The 17,056-nt window shown below is 65.0% G+C and carries 16 protein-coding genes; 11 read left to right on the forward strand and 5 right to left on the reverse strand.

All coding sequences use genetic code 11. From position 1 onward, the window contains the following. Positions 1 to 40 precede the first annotated feature (40 nt). A complete protein-coding gene (gene ilvN / locus OKW44_RS21980) occupies positions 41 to 532 on the reverse strand; it encodes an acetolactate synthase small subunit (protein ID WP_018420000.1) in 492 nt (163 codons plus the stop codon). 126 nt (positions 533 to 658) lie between these two features. Continuing rightward, complete coding sequence (locus tag OKW44_RS21985) at positions 659 to 2,422, reverse strand: acetolactate synthase 3 catalytic subunit (protein WP_026225700.1); 1,764 nt, start codon at positions 2,420 to 2,422, stop codon at positions 659 to 661. A 355-nt stretch (positions 2,423 to 2,777) separates the two neighbouring features. Here OKW44_RS21985 and OKW44_RS21990 point away from each other — a divergent pair, with 355 nt between their 5' ends. From OKW44_RS21990 to OKW44_RS22040, 11 genes are all read left to right on the forward strand, one after another. Then, positions 2,778 to 3,341: an RNA polymerase sigma factor gene (locus OKW44_RS21990; protein WP_018419998.1), complete on the forward strand. Its 564-nt coding sequence runs from the start codon at positions 2,778 to 2,780 to the stop codon at positions 3,339 to 3,341. Beyond that, the gene (locus tag OKW44_RS21995; RefSeq protein ID WP_018419997.1) at positions 3,338 to 3,769 is read left to right on the forward strand and encodes a DUF3619 family protein; all 432 of its coding nucleotides are present in this window, start codon (positions 3,338 to 3,340) and stop codon (positions 3,767 to 3,769) included. The genes OKW44_RS21990 and OKW44_RS21995 overlap by 4 nt, the downstream gene beginning before the upstream one ends. Before the next feature lie 16 nt (positions 3,770 to 3,785). Further along, positions 3,786 to 4,553, forward strand: a complete 768-nt coding sequence (locus OKW44_RS22000) for a DUF3106 domain-containing protein (RefSeq protein WP_018419996.1) — start codon at positions 3,786 to 3,788, stop codon at positions 4,551 to 4,553. Positions 4,554 to 4,574: 21 nt separating this feature from the next. Continuing rightward, entirely contained in the window at positions 4,575 to 5,099 is a 525-nt protein-coding gene (locus OKW44_RS22005) for an RDD family protein (RefSeq protein WP_018419995.1), read from the forward strand. A gap of 769 nt (positions 5,100 to 5,868) precedes the next feature. Next, the gene (locus OKW44_RS22010) at positions 5,869 to 6,810 is read left to right on the forward strand and encodes a UDP-2,3-diacylglucosamine diphosphatase (RefSeq protein WP_018419994.1); all 942 of its coding nucleotides are present in this window, start codon (positions 5,869 to 5,871) and stop codon (positions 6,808 to 6,810) included. A 48-nt stretch (positions 6,811 to 6,858) separates the two neighbouring features. Beyond that, positions 6,859 to 7,890 carry a glycosyltransferase family 4 protein gene (locus OKW44_RS22015; RefSeq protein ID WP_026225699.1) on the forward strand — a complete coding sequence of 344 codons (1,032 nt, stop codon included), beginning with the start codon at positions 6,859 to 6,861 and terminating at the stop codon, positions 7,888 to 7,890. Between the two features lie 20 nt (positions 7,891 to 7,910). Then, positions 7,911 to 8,594 (forward strand): diacylglycerol kinase, encoded by a 684-nt coding sequence (locus tag OKW44_RS22020; protein WP_018419992.1) that lies wholly within the window; start codon positions 7,911 to 7,913, stop codon positions 8,592 to 8,594. 280 nt (positions 8,595 to 8,874) lie between these two features. After that, the gene (locus OKW44_RS22025) at positions 8,875 to 9,600 is read left to right on the forward strand and encodes a TetR/AcrR family transcriptional regulator (RefSeq protein ID WP_018419991.1); all 726 of its coding nucleotides are present in this window, start codon (positions 8,875 to 8,877) and stop codon (positions 9,598 to 9,600) included. 2 nt (positions 9,601 to 9,602) lie between these two features. Beyond that, the gene (locus tag OKW44_RS22030) at positions 9,603 to 10,190 is read left to right on the forward strand and encodes an LOG family protein (protein ID WP_026225698.1); all 588 of its coding nucleotides are present in this window, start codon (positions 9,603 to 9,605) and stop codon (positions 10,188 to 10,190) included. Between the two features lie 65 nt (positions 10,191 to 10,255). Then, positions 10,256 to 11,002, forward strand: a complete 747-nt coding sequence (locus OKW44_RS22035) for an SDR family oxidoreductase (RefSeq protein WP_026225697.1) — start codon at positions 10,256 to 10,258, stop codon at positions 11,000 to 11,002. 280 nt (positions 11,003 to 11,282) lie between these two features. Next, positions 11,283 to 13,334, forward strand: a complete 2,052-nt coding sequence (locus tag OKW44_RS22040; protein ID WP_018419988.1) for an ArnT family glycosyltransferase — start codon at positions 11,283 to 11,285, stop codon at positions 13,332 to 13,334. A 54-nt stretch (positions 13,335 to 13,388) separates the two neighbouring features. Here the strand turns inward: OKW44_RS22040 and OKW44_RS22045 are convergent, their stop codons facing one another. The 3 genes from OKW44_RS22045 to OKW44_RS22055 are packed head-to-tail and all read right to left on the reverse strand — an operon-like array spanning position 13,389 to position 16,966. Continuing rightward, positions 13,389 to 14,033 (reverse strand): DUF924 family protein, encoded by a 645-nt coding sequence (locus tag OKW44_RS22045; RefSeq protein WP_018419987.1) that lies wholly within the window; start codon positions 14,031 to 14,033, stop codon positions 13,389 to 13,391. Continuing rightward, a complete protein-coding gene (locus tag OKW44_RS22050; RefSeq protein WP_018419986.1) occupies positions 14,026 to 14,439 on the reverse strand; it encodes a group II truncated hemoglobin in 414 nt (137 codons plus the stop codon). Before OKW44_RS22050 ends, OKW44_RS22045 begins: the two co-directional genes overlap by 8 nt. A gap of 37 nt (positions 14,440 to 14,476) precedes the next feature. Continuing rightward, entirely contained in the window at positions 14,477 to 16,966 is a 2,490-nt protein-coding gene (locus tag OKW44_RS22055; RefSeq protein WP_018419985.1) for an ABC transporter permease, read from the reverse strand. Positions 16,967 to 17,056 lie beyond the last annotated feature (90 nt).

Here is a 17,056-nt window from a genome sequence, read left to right on the forward strand (position 1 = left end):
GCTGGGCGATACTGCGTTGCCCGGCCTTGCGATCGCGACGTCAGACCTTCAGAATGCGCTCGCCGCGACCGATGCCCGAACTGCCCGTGCGGACTGTTTCGAGAATCGCCGTGGAGTCGAGCCCCTCGATGAAGGCGTCGAGCTTGTCGCTCGCCCCCGTCAGTTCGATCGTGTAGGTCTTTTCAGTGACGTCGATGATGCGGCCGCGGAAAATGTCCGCCATCCGCTTCATCTCCTCACGTTCCTTGCCGACCGCCCTCACCTTGATCAGCATCAGCTCGCGTTCGATGTGGGCGCCCTCGGTAAGGTCGACCACTTTCACCACCTCGATCAGGCGGTTCAGATGCTTCGTGATCTGTTCGATCACGTCGTCCGAGCCAACGGAGACGATGGTCATGCGCGACAGCGAACGGTCTTCGGTCGGAGCCACCGTCAAGGTTTCAATGTTGTAGCCGCGTGCTGAGAACAGCCCCACCACGCGCGACAGCGCGCCCGGTTCGTTTTCCAGCAGGACGGAAATGATGTGTCTCATGTTTCGCTTCTTCCAGATGATGTGTCGATGTCTGCGAGCGGAGCGGCGCCGCTTCGTGTCTGCCCTCGCCTTTTGTGAAGGCGCGCATCACGAAGCCGGCGCTGGATTTATCCAGACGCCCCGTCGTTAAAGATCTTCCGAACCCATGAGCATCTCGGTGATGCCCTTGCCGGCCTGAACCATCGGCCAGACGTTTTCGGTCGGATCGGTCTGGAAGTCGAGAAACACCGTGCGATCCTTCAGGCGCAGCGCTTCCTTCAGCGCCGGTTCCACATCGGCCGTGCGCTCGATGCGCATGCCCACGTGTCCGTACGCTTCGGCGAGCTTCACGAAGTCCGGCAGCGCATCCATGTACGAATGCGAATAGCGTTTGCTGTATTCGATCTGCTGCCACTGGCGCACCATGCCCAGATAGCGGTTATTCAGCGAAATAATCTTGATCGGCAGCTCGTACTGCTTGCAGGTCGACAGCTCCTGGATGCACATCTGGATTGAGCCTTCGCCCGTGATGCACAGCACGTCGTCGTCCGGATGTGCCATCTTCACGCCCATCGCGGCCGGTAAGCCGAAGCCCATCGTGCCGAGGCCACCGGAGTTGATCCAGCGACGCGGCTTGTTGAACTTGTAGAACTGCGCGGCCCACATCTGGTGCTGGCCAACGTCGGAGCACACGAACGCGTTGCCGTCGGTCAGCTCCCACGCCTTTTCGACCACGTACTGCGGCTTGATGATGTCGCTCTTGCGGTCGAACTTCAGGCAATCTTTCGCGCGCCAGCCTTCGATGTCCTTCCACCAGTCGGCGAGCGCCGCGGCGTCGGGGCCATGCTCGGCCGTCTGCAACTGCTCGATCAGTTCCTTCAGCACTTCCTTCACGTCGCCGACGATCGGAATGTCGACCTTGACGCGCTTGGAAATGGAAGAGGGATCGATGTCAATGTGGATGATCTTGCGCGGCCGCGACGCGAAGTGGTTCGGATCGCCGATCACGCGGTCGTCGAAGCGCGCGCCGATCGCGATCAGCACGTCGCAGTGCTGCATCGCCATATTGGCTTCGTACGTGCCGTGCATGCCGAGCATGCCGAGGAATTTCTTGTCGCTCGAGCGGTAGCCGCCCAGACCCATTAGCGTATTTGTGACCGGATAGCCGAGCAGATCGGCGAACTGGTTCAATTCACGCGACGCGTCCGCGAGCACGATGCCGCCGCCGGTGTAGATATACGGACGCTTCGCCGACAGCAGCAGCGACACCGCCTTGCGGATCTGACCGGAGTGGCCCTTCGTGACCGGGTTGTATGAGCGCAGCGAAACGCTCTTGATCGGCTCGTATTGGCACGGGGTCTTCGACACGTCTTTCGGAATGTCGATCAGCACCGGGCCGGGACGGCCGGTACGGGCGATGTAGAAAGCTTTCTTGACCGTGGCGGCGAGATCGCGCACGTCCTTCACGAGAAAGTTGTGTTTCACGCAGGGACGGGTGATGCCGACCGTGTCGCATTCCTGGAATGCATCCTGACCGATCGCGGCAGTCGGCACCTGGCCGCTGATCACGACCAACGGGATCGAATCCATATAGGCGGTCGCGATGCCGGTCACCGCGTTGGTGACGCCGGGGCCGGAGGTCACGAGACACACGCCGACCTTGCCGGTGGAGCGCGCGTAGGCGTCCGCGGCATGCACGGCGGCCTGCTCGTGGCGCACGAGCACATGCTGGAACTTGTCCTGTTTGTACAGCTCGTCGTAAATGTAGAGTACCGAGCCGCCGGGATAGCCCCAGATGAACTCGACGTCTTCGTCGGCCAGTGCCTTCATGAGCACGGTGGCGCCGATAGAGTCTGCTTCGTGATGGGGGGTCGTATCCGACGTGGAGAATTCCGCGCTGGGCATATTCATTGATTCACCTTTCGAATTTTCGGCAAAAAATTGATCGGGTGCTCTCTGCCGGGCTTGTGGCTCGGGTTCAAGCGGCGCGTCCAGTTGACAGGCAGGCTTCTTGGGCCACACCTCAATTGAGACAACTCACTTATGTTGCGAACCAGCGACGATAGCTTCTGACGCGCTCGCGGTCAAGAAAATATTGCCATTGGCTCGCGCGTAGGAGCGCGCGATCGGACGGAATGTCGGTTGTCATGCAAATGCAAGCTTGAGCAGGTTTCACCCCTATCGGAGCAAAAGTTTGTTAGCATCCGCGAGTTTTACGACATTTTTCGACGATTACGCGCACGCTTGCTGCGCCGACCCCAACCGGATGGCATCAGACAAGGAACTCGCCGATTTTCTGGCGGGCGTCGAAAGGCGCGCATTCAAGCAGACGGTCTACGCCGTGCGGGACGACGATGCGTCCCTCGACATCGTGCAAGACGCGATGATCAAGCTCGCCGAGAAATACGGCGACCGCCCGGCGGCCGAGCTACCACTGCTGTTTCAGCGTATTCTGCAGAATGCGACGCACGACTATTTCCGCCGTGCCAAAGTACGCAACACCTGGGTTAGTCTATTCTCGTCGCTCGGCAATGCCGACGACGACGAGTTCGATCCGCTGGAAACCCTGGAGGCCGAGGCGGGTTCGGCTGGCGCCGAGAGCAACGAACAGAAGCTCGAACGAGAGCAGGTCCTTCAGTCGATCGACGACGAGATCCAGAAATTACCGGCACGTCAACGGGAGGCGTTTCTCATGCGTTATTGGGAGGATATGGATGTCGCCGAGACTGCCGCCGCAATGGGCTGCTCCGAAGGCAGCGTGAAAACGCACTGCTCCCGGGCCACTCACACGCTGGCGCAAGCGCTCAAGGCGAAAGGAATCACGCTATGAGCTCCCTTGAAAACACAGAACTCGAGTTTGCGCGTCAACTGCGCCGCGCTCTCGACGAAAACACCGCCAGCCTCCCTCCCGCCACCGTCGACCGGCTCGCTGCCGCGCGTCGTGCCGCGTTGGCGCGCAAAAAGCCCGAAGCCGTCAGCGCGCCGGTGTTCGTGCCTGCGTTCGCCGGCATGCCGGCCGGGATGGCGGAGCTACCGCAGGGAGGCTTCGAGCCGCGCCGCCGCTGGCCGCTGCGCCGCTTCGCGCTCGCGTGGCCGCTGGCCGCGCTGGTCGTGAGCCTGATCGGCATCGCGTACTGGGAAGATCAGCAGCGCACCGCCGAACTTGCCGATATCGATGCCGCCATGCTAAGCGACGACCTGCCGCTCAATGCCTATCTCGACCACGGCTTCAACGCGTATCTTTCACGCGCCCACTGAGCGGGAGATTCCTCGGGTGAGTTACAAGCGCGGCCTGGCCGTTGTTTTCGGATGCACGATCGCGGCCCTGGTGTCGTTTGTCGCGACCTATCCGCGCTTTCACCCGAGCCCATCGTCGGCGGGCAATCCGTCGCCCGGCGTCAACGTCGCCGCGCCCGCGCCCGCCCCCGCACTTTCCGTCGAATTGCCCGGCCTGCCGGGCAGCAACAGCCCCCTCGCGTGGTCACGCCTGAGCGCCGCCGACCACGCCGCGCTGGCCCCATTCGCATCGCAGTGGGATTCGTTTAGCGACGAACGCAAGCGAAAGTGGATCAAGATCGCGTCGCGATACGCAAAGATGTCGCCGGATGCGCAAAAGCGTCTGCATGAGCGCATGAGTGAATGGGTGCGCATGACGCCCGATCAGCGCCGCGTCGCGCGCGAAAACTACCAGGTTTCGAAGGAGTTGCCGCGTGAAGCGCGCCAGAACGCGTGGAAAGCGTACCAACAACTGCCCGAAGAAACGAAGGAGCGGCTCGCCGCGAGCGAACGCAAGCGTCGCCCCAGCGTCGTCAGCGCGCCGCCATCGGCTCGCAAAGAGATCAAGGGCATCGACCGGTTCGTGAATGCGCGCGAGCACGGCGCCAGCGCTGCCGCGGCGGCGAGCGCCGCGCCGGCTGCCTCCGCGCCGGCTGCGGCCTCGCTGCCGGCGCAGCCTGCGATTCCGGCAGCGGGCAGCTTCGTACCGGCGACGCCGGTGCCCGTGTCGCCTGCCGAAGCGCCGGCAATCTTCCACGGCTCCTGATTCCGATCCCCCACCCATTACGTGTCCCAGCCGCTCGCCACCCCCACCCTGCCTGCCGCCGCACCCGCCGGCACGGCGCCCACCGTCCGGCGACGGCTCGCGGCACTGCTCTACGAAACGGTCATTCTGTTCGGCGTCGTGTTTCTCGCCGGCTATCTGTTCAGCACGCTGACGCAGCAGCGTAACGGACTCGCGCATCACAACCTGCTCGCCGGCTGGATCGGCCTCGTGGTTGGCGTGTACTTCGTCTGGTTCTGGACGCACGGCGGCCAGACGCTGCCGATGAAAACCTGGCGATTACGGGTTGTTGGCGCTGATGGCGCGCCGGTTTCGGTTGGGCGGGCGATTGCGCGGTATGTGCTCGCCTGGTTGTGGTTTTTGCCGCCGCTGGCGTTGCATCCACTTCTTGGGTTGCGGGTGCCGCAGACGCTTGTTATTGCGGGCGTCTGGTTCGTGGTGTGGGCCGCGAGTGGGCGTTTTGATCCGCAGCGGCAGTTTTTGCATGATCGGCTCGCGGGGACGCGGGTCGTAGCGGTTGGGCGCTAGCGCGCGTGGGCGATTAGCAGAATGCGTTGTTCCCCTTGGGCGGAGTGAGGCCTTTTTTTTGTCTTTTTTCTTTGCGGTGTTGGCCTTTCCTTGCTTTGTTGTCGGTCTATTGGCGTTGCCCCTGTGCGGGGCGGCACCTACTTTCTTTGCTGCTGCAAAGAAAGTAGGCAAAGAAGACAGCTAAAACCGCCAGCTCATAAGCGGGTCCGTCGGTCTGCAGAAGGTAGTGGTGCATCTGGAATCCGTGCTCCCGCACATTCGGCGCCAGTGACAAGGCTGTCATTCTTCCGGCGGCGCTACGCGCGCCGAATCCCCGTTCCCAAACCACCGGTTGTTTCGGCGCATCGCCGAGGCGCAGCCGACGGCCCCCGCTGCGCGGGCCAAACCATTGGTTTGCCAGGCAGACCCTTCCGCGACGCACGTAGTGCGGAGTGGGAGGGATGACGGCTTTGTCACGAGCGGGGAATGTGCGGGAGCCCGGATTCCAGATGCACCACTACCCCTTCCAAGCCAAGGGACCCGCTTAAGAGCTTGCGGTCTTAGCTGTCTTCTTTGCCTACTTTCTTTGCAGCAGCAAAGAAAGTAGGTGCCGCCCCGCACAGGGGCAACGCTAATAAACCGACAAGACAACAAGGAAAGGCCAACAAAGCCAGAACAACGAAAAAACAGGCCCCGCCAAGGCCCCCCGTAATAAGAACTTCTCATGACTGTCACGCCGAAGTCACACGCACCCGGCCCAATACGGGCACCGCCACTCGACGCGTGAGCCATGGACCCAAATCCGTCCGCGACTTCCCTGTTTCGTCAAACCGGACCGAGCGTCGACCCCGTCGCGTTCCGGCCCGATCCGGGTTCTACTCAACACGGCCTGCCGCTGCCCCCGACGCCATCACTCGATGCCCGCGCCGATCATCCCGATGACGGCCACGACGATCCGCATCGCTATCGCACGATCTGGCTCTCGGATATCCATCTCGGCTCGAGCGGCTGCCAGGCGGGATATCTGCTCGACTTCCTGCGCCACAACGAATCGGAGTACCTGTACCTCGTCGGCGACATCATCGACGGCTGGCAGTTGAAGAAAGGCTGGTACTGGCCACAGGCGCACAACGACGTCGTGCAGAAAGTGCTGCGCAAAGCGCGCAAAGGCACTCAGGTCATCTACGTGCCCGGCAATCACGACGAAGCCGCGCGCCAGTTCTGCGACCTCGCGTTCGGCGACATCCACGTACGCGGCGAAGCGTTCCACACGACGCTCGCCGGCAAGCGGCTGTGGATCGTGCACGGCGATCTGTTCGACGGCGTGATCCAGCACGCGAAATGGCTCGCCTATCTCGGCGACACGCTGTACACGATGATCCTCGTACTCAACCGCTGGTTCAACCGCATTCGCAGCAAGCTCGGATTTCCGTACTGGTCGCTGTCGCAATACCTGAAGCATCAGGTCAAGAACGCGGTCAACTTCATCTCGTCGTTCGAACGCGTAATGACAGACGAAGCGCGTCGCCGCGGCTGCGACGGCGTCGTCTGCGGGCACATCCACAAGGCCGAGATGCGCGAGATCGATGGCGTGCTCTATTGCAACGATGGCGATTGGGTCGAGAGTCTGTCGGCGCTCGTCGAGACTTATGAAGGCGAGCTCAAGGTGATCTTCTGGACTGCGCTGCGCGCGCCCCAGGCGGGCACGCAAAAAGCCCGCGCCACTGCCTGAGCACTTCCACTCTCCACTTCCACAGGGCCCGCAGCGATGAACAACGCGATGAAGATCATGATCGTCACCGACGCATGGGAGCCGCAGGTCAACGGTGTCGTACGCACGCTGAAGAACACCCAGCGCGAACTCACCGCGCTCGGCCATCAGGTCGACCTGCTGACGCCGCTCGAATTCCGCACCATCCCGTGCCCGACTTACCCGGAGATACGCCTGTCGTTGCTGCCGCGCCGCCGGCTGCGCGAGCGCATCGACCGTTTCGCGCCCGACGCGTTGCACATCGCGACCGAAGGTCCGCTGGGAATGGCCGCGCGCGCGTATGCGCTCGAACACAAGCTGCCGTTCACGACCGCGTATCACACGCGCTTTCCCGAGTACGTGCAGGCGCGCTTTCGCATTCCGCTCGCGGCGACCTACAGGTTTCTGCACTGGTTCCACAAGCCGTCGCTCGCGGTAATGGCGCCGACCCCCGTCGTCAAGCAGGACCTCGAGAAGTTCGGCTTCACGAACGTCGTGCTGTGGACGCGCGGCGTCGATCTCGAAATCTTCCATCCGATGGACTCGAAGGTGCTCAACACCGCGCGGCCGATCTTCCTGTACGTGGGACGCGTGGCGGTCGAGAAGAACGTCGAGGCATTCCTGCAGCTCGATCTGCCCGGCTCGAAGTGGGTCGCGGGCGAAGGTCCGGCGCTCGCCGAGCTGAAGTCGCGCTATCCGCAGGTCAACTATCTGGGCGTGCTGTCGCAGGCCGAACTCGCGAAGGTCTACGCGGCCGCCGACGTCTTCGTGTTTCCGAGCCGCACCGACACGTTCGGACTCGTGCTGCTCGAAGCGCTCGCATGCGGCACGCCGGTGGCCGCATATCCGGTCACCGGCCCGATCGACGTGCTCGGCGACGGCGGCGCCGGTGCAATGCACGAGGATCTGCGCGAAGCCTGTCTGCAGGCACTGAAGATCGATCGGTCGCATGCGCGCGCATGGGCCGAGCGCTTCTCGTGGGCAGCGGCGTCCGCACAATTCGCCGCGCATCTGAAGCCGCTGCGCGGCACGGCGTATCGTGAGGAAAGCGCCGCTGCGTGATGCGGCGCGCGGAGCCATCCATGCGAAGCAGTCGATCCAGCGCCGAAGGCGCGTCGAACGGCGCACTGCGCGCCGTCGAGTCCACCCGCGACACCACCAGCATCGAACCGTTCGACGACGTACGCGAGCCGGGTATGACCGGGCATGCGGATACCGTGCAACGGGTGAACGGCGGGAGGACCACGACCGGCGGCGCCAGCGTCGCGGGTGGCGTGCAACCTGACGCCACCCACGACACGACTCGCGACTCGAGCCACGACGCCCCCAACGAACCGCTCAGCCCCGACGACCCGCTCGCCCCGCTGCCCTTCAACCCCTACAAAGGCAACCGCGGCCTCACGCGCGCATGGCACGCGATGAAAAACTCGCTGGCCGGTTTTCGCGTTGCGATTCGCGAGGAAAGCGCGTTTCGTCAGGAACTCACGTTGGCCGCGATCCTGATTCCGTGCGGCCTCGTGGTGCCCGTCGATCCCGTGTCGCGCGTGTTGCTGCTCGGCTCGGTGCTGCTGGTGCTGATCGTCGAGCTGCTCAATTCGAGCGTCGAAGCGGCAATCGACCGGATCTCGCTCGAACGTCACGAATTGTCGCGCCGCGCGAAGGATCTCGGCAGTGCGGCCGTGATGGTCGCGCTCGGCATGTGTGTAATGACGTGGGGAGTCATCGTCGGGCCGCTGGTCGTCGGCTGGGTTCGCGCGTGGCTTTGAGGTTCGATGCGGGTTGAAGCGCACGCTTCGCCACGCCCCCCAGGATGAAAATCCGCGCAGGCGGTTGGGTATTAGAACGCTCGGTTTATAATCGTTTGACGGTCTCACAGGAAAGCGCTCGCGCAAACCTATCCGCGCCTCGCCTCATCCTGCCCTTTCGGGGGGCCCGCCGCGTGTCGGCGGGTTCGGGAGAGCTCAATATACCAACCGCATCCGGGTGGAATACGCAGCAGCGGCACGCCGCCACGCGCCCAGCCCGGCATAACCAGGGCCGGACGACATGGAAGCCAAACCTCCCCGCCGCACGCGCGAACGGATTCTCGAACTGTCGTTGAAGCTGTTCAACGAAATCGGCGAGCCGAACGTCACGACGACGACGATCGCCGAGGAAATGGAAATCAGCCCAGGCAACCTGTACTACCACTTCCGCAACAAAGACGACATCATCAACAGCATCTTCAGCCAGTTCGAGCAGGAGATCGAGAAACGTCTGCGTTTCCCCGACGACCATCGCGCGACCATCGACGAGATGTGGTCGTATCTGCAGTACATGGTCGATTTCACGTGGCGCTACCGCTTCCTGTACCGCGACCTGAACGACCTGCTCGCGCGCAACCGCACGCTCGAGACGCACTTCAAGCAGATCATCAGCCATAAGGTGCGCTTCGCGAGCCAGTTCTGCGAACAGCTCGTCGCCGACGGCGAAATGGTCGCGACGCCGCAGGAAATGCAGGTGATCGCCACCAACGTCGGCGTGATCGGCACGTACTGGCTGTCATATCAGTTCGTCATGAATCCGCGCAAATACAACGAGCAGGAAGCGATCCGCGAAGAGCTGCATCAGGTCAGCGTGCAGATCGTCTCGCTGATGGCGCCCTACCTGCGCGGCCGTTCGCGGCAGCTATTCGACGACCTCGTTTCGGGCACGCTGCCCAAGCGCGAGTTCTACGACTACCTGCCGCCGCGTGAAGGCGCCGCGCCTCGCAACGAATCGAAGGACAGTTGAGCATGAAGTCGGTGTGTGTCTATTGCGGCTCCTCGATGGGAGCCAAACCGTTGTACGCGCAGGCGGCGCGCGCGTTCGGCCGTGCGCTGGTCGAGGCCGATCTCGCGCTCGTCTATGGCGGCGGCAAGGTGGGGCTGATGGGCGTAATCGCCGATACCGTGATGGCCGAAGGCGGCCGCGCGATCGGCGTGATTCCCGAGCTGCTCGTCAGCAAGGAAGTGGGGCATAACGGCCTGACCGAACTGCACGTGGTGCCCGACATGCATCATCGCAAGAAGATGATGGCCGAGTTGTCCGATGCGTTCGTCGCGATGCCCGGCGGCGCGGGCACGCTCGAGGAGCTGTTCGAGGTATTCACGTGGGCGCAGCTCGGCTACCACGGCAAACCGGTTGCACTCCTGAACACCGACGGCTTCTACGCGCCGCTGATCGACCTGCTTCAGCACACGGTCGACGAAGGCTTCATGCGCAAGACCTATCTCGACATGCTGCAGATCGACGCCGATCCGCTCGCGTTGATCGGCAAGCTGCAACGCTACGCGCCGCCCGCGCGCGACAAATGGGCGGCAGTCCAAAGCGACGCGATCTGAATCCCGGGTCCACCGAACCCGAGCAAAGCTCGCCGCGCACACTCCACCCCAACGACGAGGTTGCGATGACGAAAGCTGTTCTGATCACCGGCGGCAGTCGCGGCATTGGCCGCGCCACCGCGCGTCTGCTTGGCGCGCGCGGCTGGTGCATCGGCGTGAACTACGTGCGTGACCTCGCCGCCGCGCAGCAGACAATCGCAGAGGTCGAACACGCGGGCGGCCGCGCGGTGCCGATTGCCGGCGATGTCGCGAACGAAGCCGACGTGAGCGGCATGTTCGATACGCTGCAGCAATCCTTCGGCCGCATCGATGCGCTCGTCAACAACGCCGGCATCGTCGCGCCGTCGAGCCAGCTCGCCGATATGGACTTCGCGCGTCTGAAACGCATGTTCGACGTCAACGTGCTCGGCGCCTATCTGTGCGCACGGGAAGCGGCACGGCGCATGTCGACCCAGCGCGGCGGCGCGGGCGGCGCGATTGTCAATGTTTCGTCGGCGGCGGCGCGGCTCGGTTCGCCGAACGAATACGTCGACTATGCGGGGTCAAAAGGCGCAATCGACACGATGACGCTCGGCCTCGCGAAAGAACTCGGCCCGCAGGGCGTGCGCGTGAACGCGGTGCGTCCGGGCCTGATCGACACCGAGATCCATGCGAGCGGCGGCAAGCCCGAGCGCGCCGCGCAACTGGGCGCGACCACGCCGCTCGGCCGCCCCGGCCGCGCCGACGAAGTCGCCGAGGCCATCGTGTGGCTGCTCAGCGACGCGTCGTCGTACGTGACGGGCGCACTGTTTGACGTCGCCGGCGGCCGCTGAGCGAACGCCTCACGCAACGGGGCGCAAGCCTTAAACACTTGGCGCGGTCCACTACGGCCGCGCCGTTCCAGCCCGCTCCCCTCTCCTCTTTCTCCGCGAACCCCCGTCGATTTCTCGTGAAACCGGCACAGCCGCGCATCGAATGCGCGCGCGTCCGTTCGTCTGTAATCTTCAGTAATAATGCGGCGCTACAATCGACCAGATCGTATGCATTCGCAGGCGACGTAAGGAAAACATAAGTACAAAGCCAACGCCGCCGCGTACGCTGACAGAGACTTCCATGCAAGACAAGCAGTCCGCGCGCTGGCGCGCGCACAGTGCCAACGCGACGACCCCGACCTCGGCCGCTCCAGCGGGTGGCGCGCACGAGGCCGCGCTTTCCGCCAGCACCGCGCACCCGTTTGCCGGCGCACAGACCCACCCGGCGGCCGGGGACCCCGCGGCTTCGGGCGCAGCGGTATACAGCGCCGACACCGCCCATGCATCGGGCTCCGCCGTTTCTGCCGACCGCGCAACGCGCGGCCTGCAGCGTTGGCGCGCGCTCGCGGCGATCCGCCCGCTGTTGTGGCTCGTCGCGCTGGCGATCCTGTGCGCGTGGCTCGCCCCCGGCATTCTCGGCCACGAACCGTGGAAGCAGGACGAAACCTACACATTCGGCATCGTCCAGCACATGCTCGATACCGGCGACCTCGTCGTGCCGACCAATGCCGGCCAGCCCTTCGTCGAAAAGCCGCCGATCTACGATTGGGTCGCCACGGGTCTTGCGTGGATGTTCGGCCGCTATCTGCCGCTGCACGATGCGGCACGGCTCGCGAGTGCGCTTTTCGCGGGCCTGACTGTGTATTACACCGCACGGGTCGCGCGTCGCGCGGTCGCTGCGTCGAGCTGGTTCGACCTGCGCGTGATCGGCACGCTCGCGCTGTTCGGCGGCACGCTCGTCGTCGTCAAGCACGTGCACGACATGATGACCGACGTCGCGCTGATGGCCGGCGCCGCGCTCGGTTTTTGCGGACTGTTCGAACTCGTACTCGTGCATCTGCGTGACGACCCGCGCGCCGCGTCGTATTTGCCGATGCACGCGCAAGCCGCCCGGCAGACCAAACCGCTCGATGCCCACGAGCGGCGTCACGCGATCATCAGCGGCGCGACGATGTTCGGCGCGGGCGTCGGCGTGTCGCTGCTCGCCAAGGGGCTGTTCGTACCGCTCGTGTTCGGCGCCACCACCTGCGCGGCGCTGCTGTTCTATCCCGCATGCCGCAGCCGCGGCTTCGCCGGCGCGCTCGGCCTCGCCGCGCTCGTCTGCGCGCCGTTCGCGCTGATCTGGCCGATCTGCTTCTACCTGCGCTCAGAGGCGCTCTTCAAGGTGTGGCTGTGGGATAACAACTTCGGGCGTTTCTTCGGTTTTTCGGTCGCCGAGCTCGGCTCCGAAAACGAGAGCCACCTGTTCGTGCTGCGCACCGTGCTGAGCGTCGGCTTTCCGGTCGTACCGCTCGCGCTGGCCGCGCTCGCCGGTGGCGCATGGCGGCGCTGGCGCGATCCGCGCGTCGCGTTGCCGGTGCTGTTCGCGGGTATCGGTTTCGCGGTGCTGCAAAGCTCGGCGACGGTTCGCGAGCTGTACATCCTGCCGTTCATCGCGCCGCTCGCGCTGGTCGCGATGCAGGGCGTCGAACGTTTGCCGGCGCGCCTGCATACCGGCTGGGATATGACTAGCCGAGTGCTGTTCGGCAGCGCGGCCGCGCTCGTGTGGATCGTCTGGTCGACCATGACGACCCCCGCGAGCACGCATGCGTCGCTGCATCTGCTCGGCCGCTGGCTGCCGCTCGACTGGGTGCTGCCGATTTCGCCCGCGCTGATCGTCGGCGCGCTGCTGCTGACGATCGGCTGGCTGTGGCTGCTGCCGTCGTTCAAGTACGCGGGCAAGTGGCGCGGCGCGCTCAGCTGGTGCGCGGGCGCGATGCTCGTCTGGGGGCTCGTCAGCACGCTGTTGCTGCCGTGGCTCGACTATGCGAAAAGCTACCGCTCGGTGTTCCGGGACCTCGGCGCGAAGATGGATATCGAATGGAACGACGGCGACTGCATGGCAAGCGCCGGACTCGGCGAATCCGAAGCGCCGATGCTCTTCTACTACACGGGCATCGTGCATCAGCCGAGCGAAGATCCGCGCACGACCGCCTGCACCTGGCTGATCGAGGAAACCCACCGCGACAACGCGCGGCCGCCGGCCGGCGAATGGCGGCTGTTCTGGTCCGGTGCGCGACCGGGCGATTCGGATGAGCTGTTGCGCGTCTTCGTGCGCACGCCGATGGCGGGCAAGCCGCACGGCGACGAGTAGAGCCGCGCAACGCGTCGCGCCGGCCGAGTGTCTCGCGCGCGCGTCCGCGTCGATTCAGAACGACGAACCGGGCGCGCGCAGGAACGCGATCTCCTCGTCGCTCGATTCACGTCCGAGCAACCCGTTGCGATGCGGAAAGCGGCCGAATCGTTCGATCACTTTCGCGTGGCGCAGCGCGTACTGATAATAGCCGTCACCGCCCGGCTCCGCGGCAAGCTGTTTGAAGAGACGCAGCGACTCCTGCTGGCTCGCGAGCGTTTCATCGTGCTCGAACGGCAGATACGCGAACGCGCGATGCTGCACGTCCGGCAACAGCCGATCGGCGCCGCTCGCGATGATCCGTTGCGCGGTTTGCAGCGCCTTGGCGTCGGTCGCGAAGGCGCGCGGCGTATTGCGATGGCAGTTGCGGGAAAACTGATCCAGCACGATGACGAGCGCCAACGCACCCAACGGCGTGCTCTGCCATGCGTCGAGTTCACCCGCGTTCGCCGCATCGATCAGGTTATCGAAACGTTCGCGCAGCATCGTATCGACGGCGTCATCGCGCTTGAACCAGAACTTGCGCTCCGTGCCGCGCTCCGGCGTGCCCGGCGCACCGAACCAGCAGTCGAGAACCTCGCGCGCCCGCGGCCCGAGCTCCGCATAGTCGGCTTCGACCGAGTACGGTGCCGAGGTGGCGTGCGGCGGCGTGTCAGCCATTGCGGTTGCGCATCCAGTCGGCGGTTTCGAAGAACGAGCCGAGCAGGCGCTCGCGCAACGGTTCCGGCAAGCCGACATCCTCCATCGCCCACGCCATGCACCTCAGCCACTGGTCACGCTCGCTCGACGCGATCGCGAACGGCAGATGCCGCGCGCGCAGACGGGGATGGCCAAAGCGGCCGATATAATGATCGGGACCGCCGAGCCAGCCGCACAAAAACCAGAATAGCTTGTCGCGCGAACCCTCGAGCGACGCCGGATGCAACGCGCGAATCCCGGCGAAATCCGCCTCGAGATCCATCAGGTCGTAAAACCGGTCGACCAGTTCGCGCACCCGCGTCTCGCCGCCCACCAGTTCGAAGGCCGTCGGCTTGTCCGAAGACACTTCGTCGTTCAAATCGCTCATACCTGCTCAACAGCAAAAAGACATCACCAGGGAAAACTCACGCATCGCGCAGCGACTGCAGCGCTGGCCGCGCCAACACATGCCGCAGACTCAGCCACCCGCCGACACCGGCACACGCGATGCCGGCCGCAACGCCCACCGGCAGCAGCCACGGATCGAAGTCCAGATAAAACTCGAACACGTGCGTGGCCAGCATCGAGCCGACGATCTGCGCGCCGAGCGCCGCCATCAGGCCGGCAAGCGCGCCGACCGCGACGAATTCGGCCACCTGCACCGCCCGCACCTGACGATGCGATGCGCCCAGCGCACGCAGCAGCGCGGATTCTCGCATACGCTCGTCGCGCGTGCCGGCGAGCGCCGCGTATAGCACCAGCACGCCGGCCGCGAGCGTGAAGGCGAACAGGAATTGCACCGCGCCGATCACCTGCTGCAACACGCGCTGCACCTGCGCGAGGATCGGGCCGGTATCGATCGCGGTCAGATTGGGATACCTGGCGATCAGGCCGTCGATCGTCGACTGTTTGTCCACCGGCAGATGGAAGCTCGTGATGAACGTCGCCGGAAAATCCTGCAACGAAACCGGCGGCATCAGCACGAAGAAGTTGACCTTGAAAGAACCCCAGTCGAGCTTGCGCACGCTCGTCACCGGCGCCTCGACAGTCAGCCCCGTCACGTCGAAGCGCAGCACGTCGCCGGGCTTCACGTTGATCAGCTTCGCGAGACCCTGCTCGATCGAGATCTGCGGCTTCGTCGTATCGCCGAACCAGGTTCCCGCGGCGATCCGGTTATCGTCGGGCAATTGCGTCGTGTAGGACAGGTTGAACTCGCGGTCGACCAGTCGCCGCGCATCCGCGCCCTTGAACGAATCCGGATCGACCGCCTTACCGTTGATCGCGACGAGCCGCCCGCGCACCATTGGCGACAGCGCCGCGCCGGCGATGCCGTGCGCGTCCAGATACTGCGTGACCGCGTCGCGCTGATCGGGCTGGATGTCGATGATGAACTCGTTGGGCGCATCGGGCGGGGTCGATTTGCGCCAGCCCTGCACGAGGTCGTTGCGCGTCATCGCGATCAGCAGCAGGCACATCAGGCCGATGCCGAGCGCGGTGATCTGCAGCGCGCTGGTACTGCTGCGCCGCTCGAGCGACGCCAGCGCATAGCGCCAGCCGATGCCCGCATTGACGCGCTCGCTGCGCACCACGCGCGCCGCGCCCCACAACGCGAGCCGCGCGATGCCGGCGAACGCCAGCAGCCCGCCCGCGAATCCACCCGCGACGATGCCCCCGAGCTTCAATTCCCCCGCGGCCAGTATCAGCAGTCCCGCGAACAGCACGATGCCGAACGCGTAGGCGGCCCACGCAGTGCGTCCCTCCTCGCCCCATTCACGCCGCAGCACGCGCACCGGCGGCACGCGCGTGAGCGGCAATAGCGGCGGCAGCGCGAAGCCGAGCAGCAGCACGAGGCCGGCCGCGATGCCTTCGAGCGCGGGCCACAGCGTCGGCTGCGGCAGCACCACGTCGATCAGGCCGCCGAGCCACGTCAGCAGCGCGAGATGCCCGAGATAACCGAGCGCCACGCCGAGCACGCCGCCGAGCACGCCCAGCCCGACGAATTCGAGCGTGAACAGCGCGCGCAGCGCGGCCTGGCTCACGCCGAGACAGCGCATCGCCGCGCAGCCGTCGAGATGCCGGCGCATATAGCGGTGCGCGGCCATCGCGATCGCGACGGCCGCGAGCAGCGCGGTCAACAGCGCCACGAGCGTCAGGAAATGGCCCGCGCGATCGAGCGTCTGACGCACCTGCGGCTGGCCGTCCTGCAGCGACTCGAGCGCGACGCCGCGCATCTTGCCGCCGTCGACGCGCTCATGCGCAAACTGCGCGAAGCGCGCGACCGCGTCGTCTGAACCGGCGACCAGCAGCCGGTACGTGACGCGGCTGCCATAGGTGATCAGGCCCGTCGACGGTACGTCAGCGGCGTTCAGCATCAGGCGCGGCGAAAAGTTGACGAACGAAAAGCCGCGATCGAGCTCGCGCGTGATCAGCGCGCCGACCGTGAAGTTGCGATTGCCGAGCTTCACCGCATCGCCGATCTTCAGCTTCAGCGCGTCGAGCAACTGCTGGTCAACCCACACGGTGCCCGGCGCCGGAATCGACGTCGCTGGATGATCGGCCGCACCCGGCGCCGCCGCGATGCGCAGCGCGCCGCGCAACGGATAGCCGGGTGAAACCGCCTTGACGGCGGCGAGCCGCGACGCCGGCTGCGCGCCGGTCGAATTGATCATGCTGGGAAAGATCGCCGTGGTGGCGGTGCGCAGGCCCAGGGCGTGCGCCTCCGCGGCGAATTGCGGATCGACCGGATGATCGGCGCGCACGATGAAGTCGGCGGCGATCATGCGCCGCGCATCGCGCTCGAGCCCCTGATGCAGCCGATCGCCCAGAAAACCGACGCTCGACAACGCCGCGACCGCCAACACGAGCGCGAGCAGCAACATCGTCAGTTCGCCCGCGCGCCAGTCGCGCGCCGTCATCCGCATCGCCTGGCGCAACAGATCGGTGCCGCCAAGCCGCCGCGCCGGTCTCGTGTCGGCGCGCGTCCTTGAACCCGCCTTGGATCCTGG

This window comes from Paraburkholderia lebeckiae (assembly GCF_050436325.1).
GTDB lineage: Bacteria > Pseudomonadota > Gammaproteobacteria > Burkholderiales > Burkholderiaceae > Paraburkholderia > Paraburkholderia tuberum.

Coding starts and splice junctions, on each gene's coding strand:
- OKW44_RS22030 (WP_026225698.1), top strand. CDS start 9,603: ATGAAGTCGGTGTGTGTCTATTGCGGCTCCTCGATGGGAGCCAAACCG.
- OKW44_RS22025 (WP_018419991.1), top strand. CDS start 8,875: ATGGAAGCCAAACCTCCCCGCCGCACGCGCGAACGGATTCTCGAACTG.
- ilvN (WP_018420000.1), bottom strand. CDS start 532: ATGAGACACATCATTTCCGTCCTGCTGGAAAACGAACCGGGCGCGCTG.
- OKW44_RS22010 (WP_018419994.1), top strand. CDS start 5,869: ATGGACCCAAATCCGTCCGCGACTTCCCTGTTTCGTCAAACCGGACCG.
- OKW44_RS22055 (WP_018419985.1), bottom strand. CDS start 16,966: ATGACGGCGCGCGACTGGCGCGCGGGCGAACTGACGATGTTGCTGCTC.
- OKW44_RS22015 (WP_026225699.1), top strand. CDS start 6,859: ATGAAGATCATGATCGTCACCGACGCATGGGAGCCGCAGGTCAACGGT.
- OKW44_RS22040 (WP_018419988.1), top strand. CDS start 11,283: ATGCAAGACAAGCAGTCCGCGCGCTGGCGCGCGCACAGTGCCAACGCG.
- OKW44_RS22045 (WP_018419987.1), bottom strand. CDS start 14,033: ATGGCTGACACGCCGCCGCACGCCACCTCGGCACCGTACTCGGTCGAA.
- OKW44_RS21985 (WP_026225700.1), bottom strand. CDS start 2,422: ATGAATATGCCCAGCGCGGAATTCTCCACGTCGGATACGACCCCCCAT.
- OKW44_RS22020 (WP_018419992.1), top strand. CDS start 7,911: ATGCGAAGCAGTCGATCCAGCGCCGAAGGCGCGTCGAACGGCGCACTG.
- OKW44_RS21995 (WP_018419997.1), top strand. CDS start 3,338: ATGAGCTCCCTTGAAAACACAGAACTCGAGTTTGCGCGTCAACTGCGC.
- OKW44_RS22050 (WP_018419986.1), bottom strand. CDS start 14,439: ATGAGCGATTTGAACGACGAAGTGTCTTCGGACAAGCCGACGGCCTTC.
- OKW44_RS21990 (WP_018419998.1), top strand. CDS start 2,778: ATGGCATCAGACAAGGAACTCGCCGATTTTCTGGCGGGCGTCGAAAGG.
- OKW44_RS22035 (WP_026225697.1), top strand. CDS start 10,256: ATGACGAAAGCTGTTCTGATCACCGGCGGCAGTCGCGGCATTGGCCGC.